Source organism: Clostridium taeniosporum (genome assembly GCF_001735765.2).
Classification (GTDB): domain Bacteria; phylum Bacillota; class Clostridia; order Clostridiales; family Clostridiaceae; genus Clostridium; species Clostridium taeniosporum.
In genome coordinates this window covers 731688-754271 of sequence record NZ_CP017253.2, presented here as the reverse complement: position 1 = coordinate 754271, position 22584 = coordinate 731688, and the positions used below count along the sequence as shown (strand labels likewise).

Here is a 22584-nt window from a genome sequence, read left to right as displayed (position 1 = left end):
TTTAATTTTATTTTTAATATTTAACTTATATAAAGCTTATAAGCTTAAGCATTATATAATTTTGTATACAATAAAATAATGCTTATTTGATTATAAAATATTATTTTATAAATTTCAAAAGATTGATAAGTTTTTTCTTATCAATCTTCTGAAATTTAATATTCTCTACATCTAAAATTTCTTCTGCATTTTTTTTTCAACTTATTCATAACTAATACCTTTGCTTCAGTATTTTCTTTATTAATATTTACCTCATTCCAATCTATATATTTAGGTTTTTCAAAATAATTTTTATTAACAATTTCTATTATTCTATAACATCCTTCTGATAAATTTTTAAATTCAACTTTTCCTTGTCTATCTGTTAAATATGATTCTACAAATTGTGGACACACTCCATTTAATCTGTATAAATTTATCTTAGCTCCTTCTAAACATTTGTTTTTGCCATCACAATTTATAGATGCCAAAACTATTATTTTTCCATCAACATCTGTACATTCATCATCATAATAATTAAAATCATTGTAATAATTAGGATTATTATAATAGTTAAAATCATTATCTTTGGACTTATTTAATGTATGATATTTCTGTATATCTGATTCATAGTTTTCATAAAATGATTTTTGTTTTTGGGTACTTTCTTTATAATCATTATCTTTTTTTAATAAATCACAATTATCTATTATGTCATTTTCATTTAATAAATCACATTCTTTATTAAATAATTCCTCACCATCCTCTATTAAGTTGAAATTTCTTTCTGGTAAATTATTTACACTTTTCATAAAATTATATTTTGGGGTGTCTATGTCCCTATTATTATTTATTCGATTATTATCTATATTAGAAAATTTAGAATTATCATCTAATATCTCAAATACACACATATCATCATCAGATTCATAATATTTTATTTTTTGACCATCTGCTGATAAATTTATATGCATATTGCTATTAGAATTATTAACATCATTACCCATAAAACTTTCCTTTCTTATTTCTACAATATTAGAATATGCTTGTAAATATTTTATGTGATAATGACTTACCATAAGGTTATTATAAAATTACTACTTTCTTATTTTTTATAATTATTATTTTTAGAAAAATAATGGTATCATAAGCTGACCTAAATAATTTATTAAATGTAAATCTTCTAATGTATATTCTTTTTTATTAACCGAAATAGACACATATATAATTCCAATAACTTCATTGTTATATATAATAGGATTTATACATAATGATTTCCAATCATATATACCAAAATGTTTATTAATATATGAATTATCCCAATCCACTAAATAGCATCCTTTGGCATTTTTTATAACCTGTTCTATTAAATTAATATTAAATCTTTCCTTATTATAAGCATTATCCTCTTGAATTTTTTTACTATAAATGTTTGTTATTTTATTATTTTCTATAATAAAAGCTGTAGCAAATTCTGAATCAGTTATTTGAATTATTTTAGAAAGAAATTTATATAATTTATCTTCTTTACTATTTTTATTTGACAATAATTCAATAATATCTTTTATTAACAAAATCAAATTATTATCCTTATTATACCTTGATAATAACATCCTTTTAGAAGTGTTTAAATTATTATTTAAGACATCTATATTTTCATTCCATATAGTTGTTCTGTTTTTTCCCTGTGCTTTAGATGTATATAAAGCTTGATCTGCCATTTTAATTAGTTCTTCTGAATTAGAGGAATGTTTCATATAAACTGATATCCCTAAACTAATAGTTACTGTCCTTTTGTTACCTAAAATTTTGGCCTTTTCTATTCTATTTCTTATTCTTTCTGCTAACATATAAGCTTCTTTTTGATTTTTTTCTGGTAAAAGTATTATAAATTCCTCTCCTCCATACCTAACAAAGATTTCATCTTTACATAAAGAATTTTTTACTTCTTCAGTTAATTTTATTAACACTTCATCTCCAGTTTGATGACCATATCTATCATTTACTCCCTTAAAATCATCTATATCAAAAATAATTAATGAAAATTCCTTTTCTTTAGAGTATGAATCATTAATAAGATTATCAAAAACTTTTTCAAGATATTTTCTATTATATGCACCCGTAAGTTTATCTAAAGTAGATGTTATCATTAAATTATATTGATCTAATAAAAATATAATAAAAGGCACTAATTTTTTAACTGTGATTTCTGAATTAGAATTTATATTATTAATAGAATTATTTGATATTAATATTAGTTTTCCATTAATACATTCATTATTATTTATAAACTTTCTTTTATTTCCAAATTTAATATACATAACTGCCTTAATTCCATCTTTAATAATTTCATAATTTATCCTGCTGTTATTATCATAATCATTGCATATAGTAATTATGTCTTTATTTGAGTTTATTTTTAATGCAATATATTTCTTTATTTCATCATCATTTCTTATTCTATATTTACATATAACTCGATTTTCTCCAAAATTATTTTCAACAGTAAGTAAAGCTTTATCTGCTAAAGTTAATCTTGCAGTATATTTTAATAATTCATCTAAATTTTTCAATATATCACTAGAAAATCCATTTAATATCTCATGTATGTTTTTTTTAAAATTAAAATAATTATTACTATAATTATTTTGCATTATATTAAAAAATTCTTCATTTAATATTAATTTATTTATTTTAAGTTTACCTAATAAATCGCTTATTTTAATATTTGAATTTATATATTCTACTTTATCCAAATTTAATTTTATACCAATATTTTCAACTAATATTTTTCTAAATTTATCATAAGCAAATAAAAACATACTATTATTAGCATATTGTAATTTTTCTTTTTCAGGTAATGAGTTTAATATATTAATAAATATATTAATAGATTCATAATAGTAATTTATAGCAAGTTCAAAATCTCCTTTAAATTCATATTTTTCTGCTATTGAACAGTATACTATACCTTTTATTTGTTTATTTTTAGCAAATCTAATTATGTTTAAAGCACTATTAATTAAATTTTCACACTCATCATCTTTTGAGAAATATATTTGTAAAAAGATATATGCTAATTGGTTATCATAATACTTAGGACACTCTTTTATATCAGAAAATAATTCTCTAGATAATTCCTTATATCCTAAAAGTAGTATACTTGTTATGCTTCCTATTATCATACTTTCTTTTATTATAGAATTCTTTAAATTAACCAATTCTTCTTTTAATAATTTAAAATTATATTTTACATCACCTTCATTTTTGCAATTAATAATACATAATTGATAATACTGACTTTTTATCTTACTAAATTCAGATCCCTTATAGTCATTTCCTATATCATTAACTACACTTAACTCTTTAAATGCTGTTTTAAAATTATAAATTATTGAATTATATAATGCTTGTGCAGATTTTAAAGTTAACATATCTAATCCTGATACCTGTATACCATCTTTTAGTTGTAAAATTAATTGATAATAATCTGAAGCTAATTTTATTTTTCCTTCTCTACAATATACTAAGCATAATAATGTACAAATTTTTAGTATATATCTATCCAAACCATTTTCTCTAGCAACTTCTAAGGCTAATAATAAGTTTTTTGCAGCTTTTTTATATTCAAATATTTCTATATTACATTTAGCAATGTATATTAAGCTTGTAACCTCTTTTTTATACACTTTATATTTATTACATAATCTTTTAATATGTGTAATATTACATAATATGTTGCTTATATTTTCTCCAACTTCTTTATTTATAATTTCGAAATTTATTTTGGTAGTTAATATACCTGAATAATTATTTTCAATTTCAAATACACTCATTGATTCAGTTAATAACTTTCTAGCTTTATCATATTTACCTCTAGATATATATATATTACTCAATAATAATTTTGCACAAGCATATACTCCAACTTTTATGTTATTAACTTCACAAATTTTAAATACTTCTTCTATATATTTTACTGATAATTCTTTCTTTTCTTTTACTTTGACTACTGATGCAAGTGCATAGTAATAGTACGCTTCACCTTTAGGATATGTGATATTTCTTAAAAGCTTTCTAACTACTTCTAATGGAAAAGTTAAATCTATTGCTCTATACTCCTTAGATGTTATAATTATCATTCTAAGTAATGCATATATTTGTAACTCCTTTTGATTATTATTTACTGAATATATGTTAGCTTTATTAAAATAATTATATGCCTCCTTATCCTTTCCTACTTTTTCATTCAATTTTGCAATACTTATTGCAATTCGTGTTTTTTTGCTATCTTTAGAATAATTTAATGCCTTTTTATAATAATCTATTGCTTTAAACGTATCCCCTATTTGATCAAAATTTTTTCCACATTTTAAACTGTATTCTACTAACTTATCTCTTTGATTTGATTTTTCTAATTGATTTAAAAATTCATCTAAATATTCCTGAGTATTTTTTAATATGCATTCCAAAAAATAACATGCATCATTATGCATAGTTAAACTTTTTTCTTTTGGGATTTTAGAATAAATTATTTTTTTTATTAAATCATTATAAAAATCTACCCTAACTCCATCATCACTTATCTTTTCAATTAAAAATCTATCTTTTTTTAATTTATAATATCTATCTTTTCTCTTTTTATCTAAAATTACATATGAAAATATTAAAGTTTCTGATAATGGAGTTTGAAATATTGATAATCTTTCTAAAACCTCAAGCTCTTCACTATTCAAATTTAACATTTTATTTTCTAAAATTTTTTTTACCACTTTAGGAATTACTATATCATTTATATTGATCTTACTTTTCCATTTACCATCATCTTTACATAAATATATAATTCCTTCTTTATATAACCCCTCTATAGTTTTGCTTATAAAACCTGGCTTTCCTAAAGTTTCAGAATATATCTTCATTGAAAGTTCATCTATACTTTTATGGTAATTCAACATGTTTTTTACCATTTTGCTAGTATTATAATTATTAAAATAATTTATTGAAACTTCCTCATAATTTATTAATTCTTTAATTGATTTCATATAATTTATCATATTAGAATCAAAATTTTCCTCATTGGTTGATATTATAACCATTACATTTTCTAATTTTTTTCGCAAAAAGCACATATATTTAAAAAATACTTTGAATATTTCACTTGTTTTTTCAATGTCATCTATCAAAATAATTAATACATTATTTAAAGTATATTCATGTAATAAAGCACAAACTCTATTAATAATTTTAAAAACTTCCTCATTTATAACCACATTTTTATCCAAAATCATCAATATGAATTTTTTTAAATATAATTCATATTTGTCTTTCAGATATTTATCCAATCTGCTTAATATCTTTTCTATAATAAACATAAATGAATTATTTTCATCTAGATTATCTATTATTAAAAATCCATTTTCACCATTATTCCCTACATATTTTCTTAGTATTTTATTCTTAATTTCAATTAAAGTTTTAGTTTTTCCATTACCTTGTTCTCCCTTAAAGCATATTATCTTATATTTTAATTTATTTTCATATATATATTTTAATCTTAATTCTACTTTTTTTATTTCCTCTTCCATCCCAATAATATCTAAATCAGTTGTTACTTTATCTAACGCTTCAAAAACAAATATATTATAATTTGTTCTTAGTCTCTTATTTATCCATTTAATAAAATCTGTTATCTTATGTACTCTATTAAATGATAGTATATTATCTATGCAGTTATTTTCTTTAAAGTATATGTTTAATTCTTTTTCATTAAACATATACTTAAATAGAGATAATATATCTTTTATATTATCCTTTTGACTAATTTCACAATCTAATTTTTCAATATTATAAGGATACGGTAATGATTGCACATCTAATAAATTATTCGCTCTAAGTTTACTTATCTCATATTGTAGAAGATTTTTTATTTTTAATAATGGTTTACCCTTGTTATCTAAAATTATATTAATATCTTTAATATTTAATTCATTAAATATATATCCCTTAATATTTAAAGTATTAACTGCTGCACATAACTGCATAAAAATATCTAACTTTTTATTAAATGAGGATTCATTAAAATAATTTTGGGTATCTATTAAACTTTCTATATACTCTGTTACATATCCATAATTTAATTTATCTAAATTTACTCCATCTATATTCCTTATTATTTCTATATCCAATATATTAACTAAATTTTTAAAATTCAAATTTCTTAATGTCTTAAACTTACTTAATAAATATTCTCTACAATTTTCATATTCAACATTGTCTTGAAAAATATATAAGCTATATGTTTTATTATTGAAAATATTAGTAACTTTATATATATAAAAATTTTCATTATTATCTATAGAACTATCAATAGAATATTTATTATTTAAAATTTTCAAGTAAGTTCACCTCTTTACTGTTTTATATAAAACTATATAAATATTTTTGTTTAATACATTTATATAATAGATAATTCTTATTTTTATCTTAAAAGACTATTTATAAATGAGAACTCTTCTCTTCTATAAATAGTCTTATCTGATAAGTATAATTAAATATCTCTTCTCCATTTTTATACATATATTCCATATACCTGTAATTTTAACACTTACCGGAACGCAATTCAACCAAAACATACATTTACCAGATATAAATATTTTTAATATTTAAGGGAATAATATTATCAAAATATATACTGAAGGTGATTTTATGAAACTTAATAAACTTAATAGATTAATTATTATATTATTATCATTTATACTACTAATTAATCTTAATAACAAAACTATTTTTGCAGAAGATGAAATAAATAATAATAAAGTGGTTTATTTAACATTTGATGATGGTCCAGCTAAAAAAATTACAGAAGATATTCTAGATATTTTAAAAAATGAAAAAGTACATGCAACATTTTTTTTAATAGGAGAACAAATTAAGGGGCAAGAAGATTTAGTAAAAAGACTTTATAATGAAGGGCATTCTATTGGTTTACATAGCATGTCTCATAAAAAAAACAACTTATATTCTTCTAATGAACATTTTTTAAAAGAAATGTTAGAAACTCAAGAATTAATAAATTCTGTTATTGGAATAAAACCTAATATTTTAAGATTTCCATTTGGATGTAATAATACTAGCTATCATTTATGTAAACCTATGGTTGATCTACTTCATGAAAATAACTTAAGAATATATGATTGGAATGTAGATAGTGGAGATGGTGCTAATCATTTAGCAAACCCTAGTACATTTATAAAAAATTCTAGAAGTGATAAAGATAAAGTTATTTTATTAATGCATTGTAGCTATATTAGTAAAAATTCTGTTAAAGCTTTACCACAAATAATTAAATATTATAAAGATAAAGATTATGAATTTAAAACTATTACAGATGAAACTCCTGAACAATATCATATTACTAAATAATAAAGCATCTATATTATTTTATAATAATATAGATGCTTTATTTTCCTAATTAAACGTATGCTTTTGTTGTTGATACTGTCCTTTGAACTATTTTATATACCATATATCCAGCAATTGAATTCAAAACAGTTGTAGGTAATACTACTGCCATAAAAAGTACTTTAAACGATGCTCCACTTGGTAAGCCTGATGTTAACATTAATACAGTTAAAAATGTTACTCCACTTAATAAAGTTCCAAAAGATAATAACATTATCATTTGTATATTTTTAGAAATTCTACTTCTTAAAGGCATTAATATTAAATACATTATATTACAAGTAATAAATTTATCTGCCATATTAGGTAGTTGTCCTCCTGGAGTTTTAGTAGTTAATGCTGTAAAGATTCCTACTATAAGCCCACAAATAACCGTTGTTTTATAATCTTTGTTATAAACAATTATTATAAATAATATAGCTAATGCAAAGTCTGGTTGCATTGGTAGTCCAAGTGCTGGTGTAAGTTGATGTAAAATTACTCCTATTGCTATTAAAATTGCATTTGTAATCATTCTTTTTGTGTTCATTTTAATTCCCCCATTTAATTTTAATAATTAATACTAATTTTCCAAAATACACTCTATTTCACAACATAACTACCACACCCCATATACTTTAAATTCTAAGTAGTTAGTATCTATATATAATTTTTAATAAGCAACAATTTATTTTTATAAATAAAAAAACCGTCCTATATAAAATATATAGGACGGATATTATCCGCGTTGCCACCTAAATTGCATAATAAATATGCCTCTCGTTTTTGATACTAACATATCTCATTCGCTATAACGTGCGACTTACGGCTCAACTACTCTCTAAAAGATTTCATATTGCTTCTCAAAGGCCCATTCATCATTAGCATCAGTACTGAAATCACACCATCTTCAGCTCTCTTAAACCTAGCACTTGATTACTATCCCTTTTCAACGAATTTATATTATTTGTATATATAATATCTCTTTTTTGAAAATTTGTCAATTATCTTTAGAAATTTTTTTACATATCATACTTTTAATTTTTTCAAATTTTTCAGGTTTACTATAATAATACCCCTGAACTACATCACAAGAAATATTCTTTAAATATTCTACTTGTTGTTTAGATTCTACACCTTCTGCTATTACTTCTATACCCAATTGATGTGATAAATTTATAATATTTTCTATTATACATTTATTTTTTAAATTATCTTCTAAATCAATAACAAATGTCCTGTCAATTTTTAATGCATCAATGGGAAGTTTTGTTAAATAATTCAATGATGAATAACCTGTCCCAAAATCATCTAATGCTATACTTATTCCTAAATTCTTAATCTCATTAAGTATTTTTATATTTTTATCAAATGATTTCATTAACATGCTTTCAGTTATTTCTACTTGAATATAATTAGGATTAACTCTATATTTATTTATACATCTTTTTAAATCTGATACAACACTGTCTTCTCTAAGTTGCATTTCTGATAAATTTATCGCTATTTTAAAATTTGAATATCCCTCATTTATTAATATACGAACTTTCTTGAACACTTCTTCTAATACAAAACTTCCAATTGGAATAATCATTTTTGTATTTTCAGCTATTGGAATAAACTCATCAGGACTAACTATCCCAATATCATTACTATGCCATCTTACCAAAGCTTCAAAACTACGTACTAAAAAGTCACCTAATGTAACTTTAGGCTGAAATACTATAAATATTTCCTTATTATCCAAAGCATATCTTAACCCTTTTTGTAATGAATATACTCTATTTAATTCAATTGATATATTATCATTAAAAAAATTATATTCATTCTTACCATTTCTTTTTGCTACATACATAGCTGCATCTGAATTTTTTAAAAGTGTCTCAAAATCTATTCCATTATATGGATACAAAGCAGCTCCTATACTTATACTAACATAAACTTCTTTTTTATCCATTATTATTGATTCATCAAAGGATTTAACTATCTTTCTACATAAAATACTTACTTTATTTAAATCTATTATATCCGGAATAAATATCAAAAAAGTATCACCACTATATCTACATACTAGATCGTATTCCGAAACTAAAGATAATATCTTATTAGCAGCCACCTTTAATGCTCTATCTCCAAATTCATGTCCAAAAGATTCATTTACATATTTAAAATTATCTAAATTAAGCATTAACATAGCACATTGTATTTGGTCTTCTTTACATTCTTTTAAAAAATCCATTACTGTTCGTTTGAAATAATAACAATTAGGAAGCTCTGTTGTTCTATCACATTCAATTAACGAAGCTATTTTTTCATTTATAAAGTACTCTTCTGATAATTCCCTATATACAAAATCTATTTCTGAATTCCAATGATTTAATTCTATATTTTCAAAACAATAATGTATACCTATTAAAATATATCCTTCATAGTTCTTAATTATTTTACCTACAAAAATAAAATACAAAATATTGTTATTTTTTTTGATTCTATAATTAATTACTATGTGTTTTTTAGAAGTATACGCTTTTTCTAAATCTTCTTGAAATACATTTCTTAATTTTTCTAAATCTTCGATATATACATAGTTTAAAAATTGATTAATTTCTTTATTCTCTATTTCATATTCTTCTAAAAAATCAACTATTTTATATTCAAATGTCAATTCATCCTTTTGGGGATTCCAGAACATAGTTATTCCATTAATATCTAAGTGATTAAATAAATCCTTGTAATTAAACTCTAGTTTTTCTATATTCATAATTAACATTACCTCATCAAATAATTATTTTAATTACTTGTCATTAACATCCTTATTGTCCTTTTTATCATTTACTAGAGATACTACTAACGCTGTAGTTGCTGCAAGAACGCCCATGATTTTTCCATATTTCTTTAAGTTCATTATTCTCTCCTCCTATTCCTTTTATTCTATTATACCAATTTGCAATTAAGTCACATTAAATTAAATAACTAGTCAATATGTTAATTTATTTTGTGAACTACTTCTTCATTAGAATCTACTAATAGTAAAACTATTAGCAACGCCCAAGTCATTTTATTTCACAAAATATCCATCTCATCTTTGACTTAGTATTTATTTTTATATGCCTAAAATGCTTTAAATTGATTATGTAATTTACTATATTCATATCCAATGCTTTTACATCTATGTATTATATCCTCTTCTCTTAAATCTAAATCATAGCAAAGAGATTCTAATGAATCATAGTTATCTCTTAATTTCATATTTACAATACTAATTAATAAATTTGGATCCATATTTATTATATCTTCTCTATTCATATTCATCATCCTTTTAAATATTTTGTATTTATTTATAATATACTTCTAATTCTATTATTTTATATCTATACTTTCAATTAAAATTTGTATTTTTATAACAACAAAGTCGCTACATCACACATTTTAATTGAAAGTGTATAAATGAACTAATATTTTATTAAACCTAGCTTTTATCAGTCTTTCAAATTTAAAAATTAATCTAAGAAATTTTTTATTTTTTGTATAACTGATCTACACATAAAAAAAGGTTGTCACATTTAAGACAACCTTTATCTACTCTTCATCATATACATCTAAAAATGAAAATTTCTTATTTCCTTTTTGCCATCCTAAGATTGAATCCATACTAACATTTTCAGCAGATTTAAATATAGATTTATCTACACCATCAAAATTCTGCTTTAACTGAGCAATTAAATCTTTTATTTCATATCGCTTATTTCCTGTTTTTTTAGCTGCTACCATGCATGCACAATTTAAAGGAGCTATTCCAGCATTTTTTATAAATCTCTTTATGTAATCTTCTTCAATATAGTACATAGGTCTTATTAATTCTAAATTTTCAAAATTTGCTGATTTAAGTTTAGGTAACATTGTTTTAAAATTACCTGCGTATAATATATTCAATAATGTAGTTTCTATCACATCATTATAGTGATGACCTAAAGCTAACTTATTACATCCAAGATCTTGTGCTTTATTATAAAGAGATCCTCTTCTCATTCTTGCACATAAATAACAAGGATAATCTTTTGCCATTTTATCAACTACATCAAAAATTCCTGATTCATATATAGTAATTGGAATATTTAAATGTTCACAATTTTCTATTAATAACTGTTTAATATGTGGATGATATCCTGGATCCATGGCTATAAACTCTAATTCAAATTTTATTTGACCATGTTTTTGAAGTTCTTGAAATAATTTAGCCATAAGAAGACTATCTTTTCCACCTGATATAGCAACAGCTACTTTATCTCCTTCTTGAATAAGTTCGTAATTCTTAACTGCCTTAACAAATTTTGACCAAATATGTTTTCTATATTTTTTTACTATACTTCTTTCAATATCTTTTAATGGCTTTTTTTCCTCATCCGGTATAATAGTCGGACAACCTTTACCTGCTATACTATTCATAATATACACCTCATTTTTTCATAGTAATTATAACATCATTTATATAATTTTAAAAATAATTCTTTCTATAAGATACATTGAAATAAATAACTAGTCAGTATGCTAATTTATTTTGTAAACTAATTCTTTCTTGGAACCTACTAATAACAAAATCCAAGTCATTGTATTTCACAAAATATCTGTTACATCTTTAACTTATTATTTATTTTCATATGTCTAAACTCTCTTATCTTTATCTAACTATACTTAATAAATTTTTAACATAATAAATTATTCCAATAATAATAAAAATAACTATATATTTTTCTATAATTATAATATTTTAGCATTATAATCATAAAAATATGGTATTTTTAATATTTATTTTCATAATTCATATTAAAAATTTATGTAAAAGTTTAAACTTAGATAAATTTTTAACAATTTTTTATTGAATATTCTTAAAAACATGATAAAATTACATTGTCGGTATTCTATAAAAAAGAAACTGAACAGAAAAAATATTAATCAAATTTTTCTGAATTATATCCTTATATTAAGATGGGAATAAGAACGGAGGCATTTCATGGAAAGAATTAATGTAAAAACAAAATTTTCAACTAGAAAGATGGCTATGGTAGGTATGTTATCTGCTGTTTCTATTTTTTTAGGATTAACAGGTCTAGGATTCATACCAATACCACCTGTTAAAGCTACTATAATGCATATACCTGTTATTATAGGTGCAATTATCGAAGGTCCTATAGTTGGTGCTTTAGTCGGTGGAGTATTTGGATTATTTTCAATGTATCAAGCATTTACTGCTCCAATGCCAACATCATTTATATTTTGGAATCCTATAATTGCAATATTACCTAGAGTTTTAATTGGTGTAGTATCATATTATGTTTATGCATTTTTAAAAAGTAAACTTAAAAATAAAAGTATTAGTATAGGAATTGCTGCTGTACTTGGAACACTAACAAATACTATTGGTGTAATGGGATTAACTTATATCATTTATTTAGAAAGATATGCCCATACATTAGGTATTAGTAGACAAGCTGCAACTATAGGAATTGGTAGTGTTGTTACTTTAAATGGTTCAATAGAAGCTATTGTAAGTGCTTTAATTTCAGTTCCAGTAATCATGACAATTTTAAAAATAAATAGAAATTAAATTTAATATAAAATAAAAGACAATGTTGTAGAATAGTATATCTTTACCATCATTGTCTTTTTTATTTATTGTAAAAATTATTTAAAGATTTTACAACCTACAGGAGGTATATTTTTTATGAAAGAAATTAAATTTTGTAATATAAATGGTATAAAATTAGGTCATGCACAAGATAAACAAGGTGGAACTGGGTGTTCTGTTGTAATTTGTGAAAATGGAGCAACTGGTGGTGTTGATGTACGTGGTGGAGCACCAGGAACAAGAGAAACAGATTTATTAAACCCCATGGAAATGGTAGATAAAATTCATGCTGTTGTTTTATCTGGTGGAAGTGCTTTTGGTTTAGATGCTTCTAGTGGTGTAATGGAATACTTAGAAAATAAAAATATTGGTTTTGATGTAACAGTTGCTAAAGTTCCCATAGTATGTCAAGCCGTTTTATTTGATTTATCATTTGGTAACCCTAACGTTAGACCTGACAAGAGTATGGGAATTCGTGCATGTTTAAATGCTGAAGAATATTCTTATGATATAAATGGTAATATAGGTGCTGGATTTGGCGCAACTGTAGGCAAATTTTTAGGTCCAGATTATGCTATGAAAGGTGGATTAGGTACATATGCTATTAAGGTTGGTGATTTAGAAGTAGGTGCAATAGTTGCGGTAAATTGTTTAGGCGACGTAATAAATCCTAAAAATTTAAATATCATTTCTGGAGCTTATGATAGAAATAAAAATAAATTTTTAAATACTGAAAATCTATTATTATCCACACTAGAAAAGCCTATTAATCCATTTAAAGGAAATACTACTATTGGACTAATTGTTACCAATGCAAATTTTACAAAAGCAGAAGCAAATAAAGTAGCTTCTATGGCTCATAATGGCTATGCTAGAACTATATATCCTTCTCATACTATGTTTGATGGTGATACTATATTTACAATGGCAACAAATAAAATAAGTGCTGATGTAACTACAGTAGGTATGATTGCTGCAAAAGTAATGGAAAAAGCTATTTTAAGAGGTGTTAAATCTGCTGAATCTATGTTTGGAGTTCCTAGCTTTAAAAATATAATTAGATAAATTTACTTCTTTTTTATTGTTTGTACTTTTTTGTATTTTATATTTAATTTTAACTTATATTCCTTTCATTACATAGAGTATATTTCATAATATAGCACAAAATAATACTGCAAAGCAGAAATGCTTAGCAAATAAAAATATCTATATTAATTATATAGATCTAAGGAGGAATATATTATGGCAAATTCATTAGTACCAGAAGCAAAAAACGGGTTAGCAAAATTCAAAAATGAAGTAGCAAACGAAATGGGTGTTCCATTTACTGATTACAATGGTAACCTTTCTTCTAAACAATGCGGAAGTGTTGGCGGAGAAATGGTAAAAAGAATGGTACAACAATACGAATCTGGCATAAAATAGTATTCTGACTATGTACCAAAAGAGGAGATAGATATACTTTAGTATTAATAAATTAATTTATGTTTTCTTACTTTAAATATAGGATTATGGAAAACTGAAATTTTTCAGGTCAAACCAAATTCTTTTTAAAGTAAGATACATAAAAATAATTTAGGAGATATAAAAGTATTCTATCTCCTTTTCTTATTTTTAAAGCCTATATATAAAACTTATTTCTAACATTAGAAATATACCATAATAAAAAAATTGTTAAGTGACTTTGTAAAAATATATATTTTAGAATTCTATAACTTCGTGTATACTAAAAAATTTAAGTGAACTATTATAAAAATAGTTCACTTAATAACATTAATCATTTATTGGTTTTAATATTATTTCTTCATTTTCACCATCAACAATTACCTTAGATCCATAAATTAAATCACCTTTAATTATCATTCTTGCAAGATTATTCTCTAAGGTATTTTGAATATATCTCTTAAGTGGTCTCGCTCCATATATTGGATCATATCCTTCTCTAGCCATAATTAATTTTGCTGCATCTGTTACTTCTAATACTATATTCTTTTCTTTTAATCTAGTATTTACTTCTTTTAAGAATATATTAATTATTTGCTTTATTCCTTTTTCTGATAATGGTTTAAACATTATAATATCATCAACTCTATTTAAAAACTCAGGTTTAAACCTTAATTTCAATTGATTCATCACATCTTCTTTTATACTTTGGTCAACATGATCCTCACTCTTATTTTCTAATAAATAGTTACTTCCAATATTTGATGTCATTATAATTATTGTATTTTTAAAATCCACAGTTTTTCCCTTATTATCAGTTAATCTACCATCATCTAAAATTTGAAGAAAAATATTAAATACATCATCATGAGCTTTTTCTATTTCATCAAAAAGTATTACACTGTATGGATTCCTTCTAACAGCTTCTGTTAATTGACCTCCTTCATCATATCCTACATATCCTGGAGGAGCTCCAACTAATCTTGAAACTGAATGTTTCTCCATATATTCTGACATATCAATACGAATAATGTTTTCCTCAGAATCAAATAAATTTCTAGCTAAAGTTTTAGCAAGTTCTGTTTTACCAACACCTGTTGGTCCTAAAAAAATAAATGAACCTATTGGTCTATTAACATCTTTGAGACCTGCTCTAGCTCTCAGAATAGCATTAGTTACAGACTCAATTGCTTCATCTTGACCTATTACTCTCTTTCTCATTTCATCTTCTAATCTTAAAAGTTTATCTCTTTCGCCTTCAAGAATATTACTTACAGGGATTCCAGTCCATTTAGATAAAATTTGTGATACTTCTTCTTCAGTTACTTCTTCCTTTAAAAGAGCTCCTTCATAATTTTCTTTAACTTCGGATTCCACTTCTTTAAGTTTTTCTTCTAATGCTGGAATTTTACTATATTGAATTTCAGCTACCATATTATAATCATAATTTCTTTGAGCAGCTTCTAACTCTCCTCTAGCTTCATCTAATTCTTCTTTAATATTCTTTAAAACAACTATATGTGATTTTTCTTTTTCATATTTAGCTGTCATTTCATCATTTTTTTCTTTCAGCCCAGCTAATTCTTTTTCTAAATCAACTAATCTCTTTTTAGAACCTTCATCATTTTCTTTTGATAATGCTTCTCTTTCAATTTCAAGTTTAAATATCTTTCTTCTTATAACATCAAGTTCTGTTGGCAGAGAATCAATTTCAGATCTTATCATTGCACCTGCTTCATCAATTAAATCTATAGCTTTATCCGGCAAATATCTATCTTGAATATATCTATCTGATAATTTTGCTGCTGATATTATGGCAGAATCATGTATTCTTATACCATGATGAATCTCAAATCTCTCTTTTAATCCTCTTAATATAGAAATTGTGTCTTCAACAGTGGGTTCTCCTACTATTACAGGTTGGAATCTTCTTTCCAAAGCCTTATCTTTTTCTATATATTGCCTATATTCATCAAATGTTGTTGCTCCTATACAATGAAGCTCTCCTCTTGCAAGTAATGGCTTAATTAAATTTCCAGCATCCATAGCACCATCAGTTTTACCAGCACCAACAATAGTATGAATTTCATCTATAAATAATATTATTCTACCTTCACTATTTTGAACTTCTTTAAGAACGGCTTTTAACCTCTCTTCAAATTCGCCTCTATACTTTGCACCAGCTATTAATGAACCCATATCTAAAGAAAATATAATTTTCTCTTTTAATCCTTCTGGTACATCCCCTCTAACTATTCTTTCTGCTAACCCTTCAACTATAGCAGTTTTACCAACACCTGGTTCACCTATAAGAACTGGATTATTTTTAGTTCTTCTTGAAAGTATTCTTATAGTTCTTCTTATTTCTTCATCTCTTCCAATAACAGGATCTAATTTGTGTTTTTTAGCTAACTCTACTAAATTAGTTCCATACTTTGCTAACGCATCATAAGTTCCTTCTGGATCTTGAGTATCTACTCTTTGGCTACCTCTAACTTCTGATAAAACTTTCAAGAACTTATCTTTACTAATATTATATTTATCTAATAATTTAGCAACCTCACCATTTTTATCAATATCCATTATAGCTAACATTAAGTGTTCAACACTTATATATGAATCTTCAAATTTTTTAGATATTTCTTCAGCTTTTATTAAGACCTCATCTACTTTTCTTGTGATATATACTCCTGCACTTGATGCTCCTTCACCTAAAACTTTAGGCATTGAATCCATTATTCTATCTAAATTATCTTTTAAAGATTTCACTTGAATTCCCATTTTAGTAAAAATATTAGGTACTAATCCATCATCTTGATTAACTAAAGCAGAAAAAACATGAATTACATCTATTTGTTGATGATTATATTTAACTGCAATAACATTAGCATCATTTAAAGCTTGTTGTACTCTTAATGTCATTTTTTCTACATTCATTCCTATTACCTCCCATACTTATTTTCACTATATATTTTCTTCTTTAAATATATAATAATACAAAGGTCAAGGAAAGTCAAAGTTTATTTTAAAATAAAAGAAGTCTCATTAAATTAAAATTTAATAAGTCTTCTTTTAAAATTACATTGTATTTTATCACTCAACTTCCAATGATAAATATGGCTTATTTCTATTTCTAGAATAAGAAAATATACTTATGCAATTTTCTATATCTTCTATACCCGTTAATGTTAATCCATAATTATTTTCATAATAATCAATCCATTTCTTCACAATATCGAAAACGTCTACACTTACAAACTCCTGATCTTTATTGCTTTCAATTATAAGAAATTTTCCTGTGTATTCGAAATTAGGGGCATTATTCCAATTTACAGATAAGGGATTATATTCTTTTTTATTTTCATTTAAAAAAATCTTATTACCACTAATTTTCTTTGAATTATATATATTTTTTTCTACACAAAAATTTAATGATGCAGATTTTATATTATAGGTACCCAATACTTTGTCCTTTATGTCAAACATCATTAATGTTCTAAAAACATTACTATCATTTCCAGTTACATTTCCTACTGGTAAATACTTATTTTCATAAAAATTTTCTTCATTAAATCTTCTACTAATAACTGATATAGATGAAGGGTACACAGAAATTAATTTCATACAACCGCTCCTTTAAATTATCTCTCTTAATCTATATCTATGAGAAAATTTAAAATTTAATTCACATTATTGAAATTAATATATACTAAAAGTAAATACTGCATTAATATTAAAAATCAAAAGATATGTAGGTATTTTTTGATTCTCTAAGTTATATATAATTTATTTATAAGTTATCTTTATACTTTGCTTCATTATAATTTAGTAAAATATAAAAAAATATATTGTAACGCACTTATTTAAGTCAATATAAGCTTATTACAATATATTTTAAGACTACAATTTATATTATTTTTAATATAAACTTATAGTTATTAAAATTCTATATTTTTTTATCAACAAAAAAAGCCAAATTGAAATATTTTAATGAATCTGATACAGAACCTAATTTATAATACATATTTCCCATATCAATATATCTTTCTTTACGCTCTTCTTTAGTTCCTGATTTAAATACAGCATCTAATGCTATATTCATGTATTTTTCAGCTTGTACATAATCTCCTAATTTTTGAAGAATTGTTCCTTTTAAATAATATGATTTCTTTAATAATGAAATATTATCAGTAGAAATTGCAATATTTAAAGATTCGTCAGCGATTTTTGAAGCAATTTCAAATTCAGAATTTTTTACTAAAATTTTGGTACAAGAATTTAAAAATTCAACATATTTTTCTTTATTATGTTGTGGAAATATTTTTATTCCCTCTTCTATCTCTTCTATGGCTTTTTCCCTATTATTTACTTGAAAATAATATTTACCATAATCACCTCTAGATAAGGCTAAGTTTATTAAATTATGTTTTTGATATTTAAATGCTTTAAGTTTAAAATCTTCTGCATAATCTTTCTTTAACTTAATACATAAGGTTGCATATGCATGATATGTCTTTCCTTTATTAGTATCATTTAATTTGTCAATTTCATTAATTACTCTTGATAAGAGCTCATATGCTTCTTCATACTTGTCTAACTTTTGATAGCATATAGCCTCATTATATAAAATCAAACAGTATTCTTCTCTATTTATTTCTTTATTTTCTTGATTTAAAAATTCTCTTAACTTATTATAATAAGCTATTGCCTCTAAATACTCCTTATTTTCATATAAATATCTAGCCATATCTTTAAAATATACTAATGTATTTGCCACATTATTATTTTTTTGATATAAATCATAATATTGAGAAACTATTAATTGAATATTTTCAACCTTGCCTTTTTCAACATAATAAGTAAATAATATATGTATTAATTCAAAAGCTAAATCATTATATTCATGTTTTAAAGAATATTCTAAATTATATTTTAGTCTATTTTCAATTTCAGTGTCAGAATATGTTGTTGTTTTTATTAATTCTAGATTATTTAATATTTGATCATAAACATCTTCTATTAAATAATTTAAATCAATTCCTATCTTATCTGATATATACTCTAATAATTCTTTATCGGCTTTAACTTTTCCATTTTCTATACAACTCATTTTAGAAATTGAAATTTTGTTTCCGCACAAGTCTTTTAAGGTTATACCTTTAAAAATCCTAGCTCTTTTTATTTTTTCTCCTGTAGATAATATTTCCACTTACATCACCCATTTATATTTATTCGTTCATGTAATATTTAAATAATTCTATTTTATTAAACCTAACTTTTCAAAAAATTTAATTCCTTCATCCAAATATTTACTTGCTTTATCTTTATCTTTTTTATCCATAAAATGTTTACCTATTTTCATAGCTATTTCTCCTGATTTTAATAGATCTCCACTCTCTTTTGCTTTATCATATGCTTCTATAACCATTCTTTCGGCTTCTTCATATTCTTCTGATATGTTAAATATTATGCATTGTATTAATCTACATTCTATTAATCTATTAAAATCATTTTTATCTATAAGACCTTCTATTTGACAAACTATTTTTTTACACTCTTCTATATTCTTAAGTTTTATATGTGATTTACATATATCCATTAAAATATCAACTTCATTTTCAAATTCATTTTGTTTAATCATCTTTTTAGATATTTCATAATGTTTAAACGATTCCTCTAAATTATCTAATTCATAAAATAACTTTCCTAGATTATGTTCTATTTCTACAACATTTTTATTATGTTCTATTTTTCTATAAACTTCCAAGGCCTTTTTAGAATACTTAGTTGCTTTTAATAAATTCCCTTGTTCGTTGAATTCTTCTGCTAAGGAAAGTAATGTTTTTGCATAATTTTTATCACTGTAAGTTCTTTCTAATTTTTTCTTAGCTAAATTAGAATATTCTAATGCCTTGTCTAAGTTTTCTATATTAAAACAGGTTCTTGCCATATTATAATATATTTCTCCTAATACAAAATCATCTTCTATATTGTTGTCTAAATATACTTTCTCTGCTTGTCTTAAATAACTGCTGGCAGAAAGATACGCTTTTAAATTTATTGTTATTTTAGCTAAATTTAAAAACGTTTTTATTATTTCTTCATAATTATTGTTTTTAATAAATATAACATTTGAAGATAAGAAAAACTTTTGTGCCATTTGAAAATCTTCTTTATAAGCATATATTTGAGCATTTATAAATAATAAACGTGCCTTTCTATACTCTAAATTATATTTTTCTGAATAATATAAAGCATTTTCTATGTATTTTTGTGCAATGTCATAATTTTTTAATAATATGTTTGATTCTGCAACTTGTTCATAATATATACTTATTTTTTCAGCTTGACTTTCCTCCGACTCCATAAGATGTTCTATGCTTATATTTAATGTAGTAGCTAAATATTCAAGTAAATCCATTGATGGATTTGATCGTCCTGATTCAATTAGGCTTATTTGACCAGGAGTTATCCTATTCTTAGCTAAATCTTTTAATGTCATATTTAATTCTTTTCTTCTTGTCTTTATCTTCTCACCTAATGACATGATTTCCACATTTTTCAACTCTTTTCTATACTAAGAATTATTATATTAATAATTATACCATAAAATCACAATAAACTACACCAAATTATTATTCTTCTTCTATTATTTATATATATTTTACATGTTTATACAATATCGCTTCAATTGCATTATATTTAATATATTTTTTATATAAATTTTAGTAATATAAATATATGTTTTAAAATTTAATTATAAAAATATAAAAAGACAAGAAAAAATATTTATTTTTTCTTGTCTTTTTTAATATATATTTTCTTATTTGTTACAGCAGTTCATCATATTTTCATATGTATCTTCTGCCATATTTTTTATTCTCGATCCTGCTCTTCTCATTCTTCTTTGAGTCCTTCTGTCTAAATTAGGCATAACCATAATTCCTACAGCTGTACTAACTAATGCTCCTGCAACAATTCCTTTTGTAAAATTTCTCATATAAAACACCTCTTATATATTTTTTTGTTTTTTAAATATCTTTAAATATCTTTGTTTAAAACAGAAACATATCTATAAAATATTTAAATAATACTATTTTTTAGATTAATTTCTATATATATAATTTCTGTATTTTTTTAAAATTTACTCTAAGAAATTTTTGGTTTATTTACATATTACACTTATTTTCTAACAAATATAAAATCATTTCCTCTTTTTGCTTACTTAACAACTTAGATATTAATTTTTTTCCTTTATTGGAATCCTCCCTATATTTGTTAAATATATCCTCATATTTATTCCCTAAAACATTAGTATTACTTACTTTAATATCTTTATCAACAACTACTATATTTTCATAGTTATCAAATACTAATGATTGTATTTTTAATTTTATTTCTTCGTTTAAAACCTTTAATATATTATTTTTAAGCCATTTTGCAACAACTTTATCAGATTCTATATTTAATACTTCTTTACATTTTTCATCAACAAGTTCATTAAAAAAATCTCCTGTATGACTATCTACCTTTACAAATATAACTTCTATACCTTTATTCATTAGAGATTGCATTTTTTCATAATACTCTTTAGATGAGTTCTCTTTTCTTTCCCATGCACCAGTTGCATGATAACATATTCCAGCATAATCATGGAAAATAACGACTTTTTTTTGTCCACAGTTTAAAGCATATTCAACCCCTTTTACTGCTCCTTGTAATTCTCCTGCTATTTGCCTTATATTATTATTTGGATCATTTTCTCCAATACCACTATCTATGTATTCCACAACATCATTTTTTACTGCAACAACTCCATAAGAATATTTCTTAGTTGAAATATTATAGCTACCATCTACATATATGTGTAAGCAATCTTTTGGATAATTTCCTTCTAATTTACTTAATAACACACTACTACTACTTAAAAATTCTTTAGCTTCAGTTAAGTCAGTAAAACTCTTATATTTAGCATTCTTAACACCTTTAACATATGTCAAACATTCTGACCAACTATAAACTATTTTATCTTGTATCTTACAATTATTTTTAAAATCAAAACCTTCTTTTATAGCATAAACTTTTTTTCCCAATAT

General features: G+C 23.7%; 16 protein-coding genes and 1 other annotated feature. Of the genes, 4 read left to right on the top strand and 12 right to left on the bottom strand.

Annotation, left to right across the window (positions count from 1 at the left end; genetic code table 11):
* Positions 1–155 precede the first annotated feature (155 nt).
* Together BGI42_RS03625 and BGI42_RS03620 are read right to left on the bottom strand one after the other, a co-directional pair.
* A complete protein-coding gene (locus BGI42_RS03625; RefSeq protein WP_242984746.1) occupies positions 156–1058 on the bottom strand; it encodes an MSCRAMM family protein in 903 nt (300 codons plus the stop codon).
* A gap of 48 nt (positions 1059–1106) precedes the next feature.
* Positions 1107–6374 (bottom strand): diguanylate cyclase, encoded by a 5268-nt coding sequence (locus BGI42_RS03620; RefSeq protein WP_242984745.1) that lies wholly within the window; start codon positions 6372–6374, stop codon positions 1107–1109.
* A 310-nt stretch (positions 6375–6684) separates the two neighbouring features.
* Between BGI42_RS03620 and BGI42_RS03615 the strand changes: the two genes are divergently transcribed.
* Complete coding sequence (locus BGI42_RS03615) at positions 6685–7401, top strand: polysaccharide deacetylase family protein (protein ID WP_069679011.1); 717 nt, start codon at positions 6685–6687, stop codon at positions 7399–7401.
* 49 nt (positions 7402–7450) lie between these two features.
* On the opposite strand, the gene BGI42_RS03610 is transcribed toward BGI42_RS03615, so the two are convergent.
* The 4 genes from BGI42_RS03610 to BGI42_RS03595 all read right to left on the bottom strand — a co-directional run bounded on the left by BGI42_RS03610 (position 7451) and on the right by BGI42_RS03595 (position 11865).
* Positions 7451–7969 carry a tryptophan transporter gene (locus BGI42_RS03610; RefSeq protein ID WP_069679010.1) on the bottom strand — a complete coding sequence of 173 codons (519 nt, stop codon included), beginning with the start codon at positions 7967–7969 and terminating at the stop codon, positions 7451–7453.
* 175 nt (positions 7970–8144) lie between these two features.
* Positions 8145–8381: a binding site (T-box leader), on the bottom strand.
* A gap of 38 nt (positions 8382–8419) precedes the next feature.
* Complete coding sequence (locus BGI42_RS03605; protein ID WP_069679009.1) at positions 8420–10180, bottom strand: putative bifunctional diguanylate cyclase/phosphodiesterase; 1761 nt, start codon at positions 10178–10180, stop codon at positions 8420–8422.
* Between the two features lie 350 nt (positions 10181–10530).
* Positions 10531–10725 (bottom strand): DUF4250 domain-containing protein, encoded by a 195-nt coding sequence (locus BGI42_RS03600; RefSeq protein WP_069679008.1) that lies wholly within the window; start codon positions 10723–10725, stop codon positions 10531–10533.
* 273 nt (positions 10726–10998) lie between these two features.
* Entirely contained in the window at positions 10999–11865 is an 867-nt protein-coding gene (locus BGI42_RS03595) for a tRNA 2-thiocytidine biosynthesis TtcA family protein (RefSeq protein ID WP_069679007.1), read from the bottom strand.
* A gap of 565 nt (positions 11866–12430) precedes the next feature.
* On the opposite strand from BGI42_RS03595, the gene BGI42_RS03590 reads away from it, so the two are divergent.
* The 3 genes from BGI42_RS03590 to BGI42_RS03580 all read left to right on the top strand — a co-directional run bounded on the left by BGI42_RS03590 (position 12431) and on the right by BGI42_RS03580 (position 14470).
* A complete protein-coding gene (locus BGI42_RS03590) occupies positions 12431–13024 on the top strand; it encodes an ECF transporter S component (protein WP_069679006.1) in 594 nt (197 codons plus the stop codon).
* A gap of 117 nt (positions 13025–13141) precedes the next feature.
* Positions 13142–14110 carry a P1 family peptidase gene (locus tag BGI42_RS03585; protein ID WP_069679005.1) on the top strand — a complete coding sequence of 323 codons (969 nt, stop codon included), beginning with the start codon at positions 13142–13144 and terminating at the stop codon, positions 14108–14110.
* A 177-nt stretch (positions 14111–14287) separates the two neighbouring features.
* On the top strand, positions 14288–14470 hold the full coding sequence (locus BGI42_RS03580; protein WP_012423416.1) for an alpha/beta-type small acid-soluble spore protein: 183 nt from the start codon (positions 14288–14290) through the stop codon (positions 14468–14470).
* Between the two features lie 348 nt (positions 14471–14818).
* Here BGI42_RS03580 and clpB read toward each other — a convergent pair whose 3' ends face one another.
* From clpB to BGI42_RS03555, 6 genes are all read right to left on the bottom strand, one after another.
* Positions 14819–17425 carry an ATP-dependent chaperone ClpB gene (clpB, locus tag BGI42_RS03575; protein ID WP_069679004.1) on the bottom strand — a complete coding sequence of 869 codons (2607 nt, stop codon included), beginning with the start codon at positions 17423–17425 and terminating at the stop codon, positions 14819–14821.
* A 156-nt stretch (positions 17426–17581) separates the two neighbouring features.
* The gene (locus BGI42_RS03570) at positions 17582–18112 is read right to left on the bottom strand and encodes a DNRLRE domain-containing protein (protein WP_069679003.1); all 531 of its coding nucleotides are present in this window, start codon (positions 18110–18112) and stop codon (positions 17582–17584) included.
* Positions 18113–18434: 322 nt separating this feature from the next.
* Complete coding sequence (locus BGI42_RS03565) at positions 18435–19697, bottom strand: helix-turn-helix transcriptional regulator (RefSeq protein ID WP_069679002.1); 1263 nt, start codon at positions 19695–19697, stop codon at positions 18435–18437.
* A gap of 48 nt (positions 19698–19745) precedes the next feature.
* Positions 19746–21044, bottom strand: coding sequence for a helix-turn-helix domain-containing protein (locus BGI42_RS03560; RefSeq protein ID WP_069679001.1), 1299 nt, complete (start codon positions 21042–21044; stop codon positions 19746–19748).
* Positions 21045–21311: 267 nt separating this feature from the next.
* Positions 21312–21488, bottom strand: coding sequence for a YtxH domain-containing protein (locus tag BGI42_RS15940; RefSeq protein ID WP_125461012.1), 177 nt, complete (start codon positions 21486–21488; stop codon positions 21312–21314).
* A gap of 169 nt (positions 21489–21657) precedes the next feature.
* On the bottom strand, positions 21658–22581 hold the full coding sequence (locus tag BGI42_RS03555) for a ribonuclease H family protein (RefSeq protein ID WP_069679000.1): 924 nt from the start codon (positions 22579–22581) through the stop codon (positions 21658–21660).
* Positions 22582–22584: the final 3 nt, after the last annotated feature.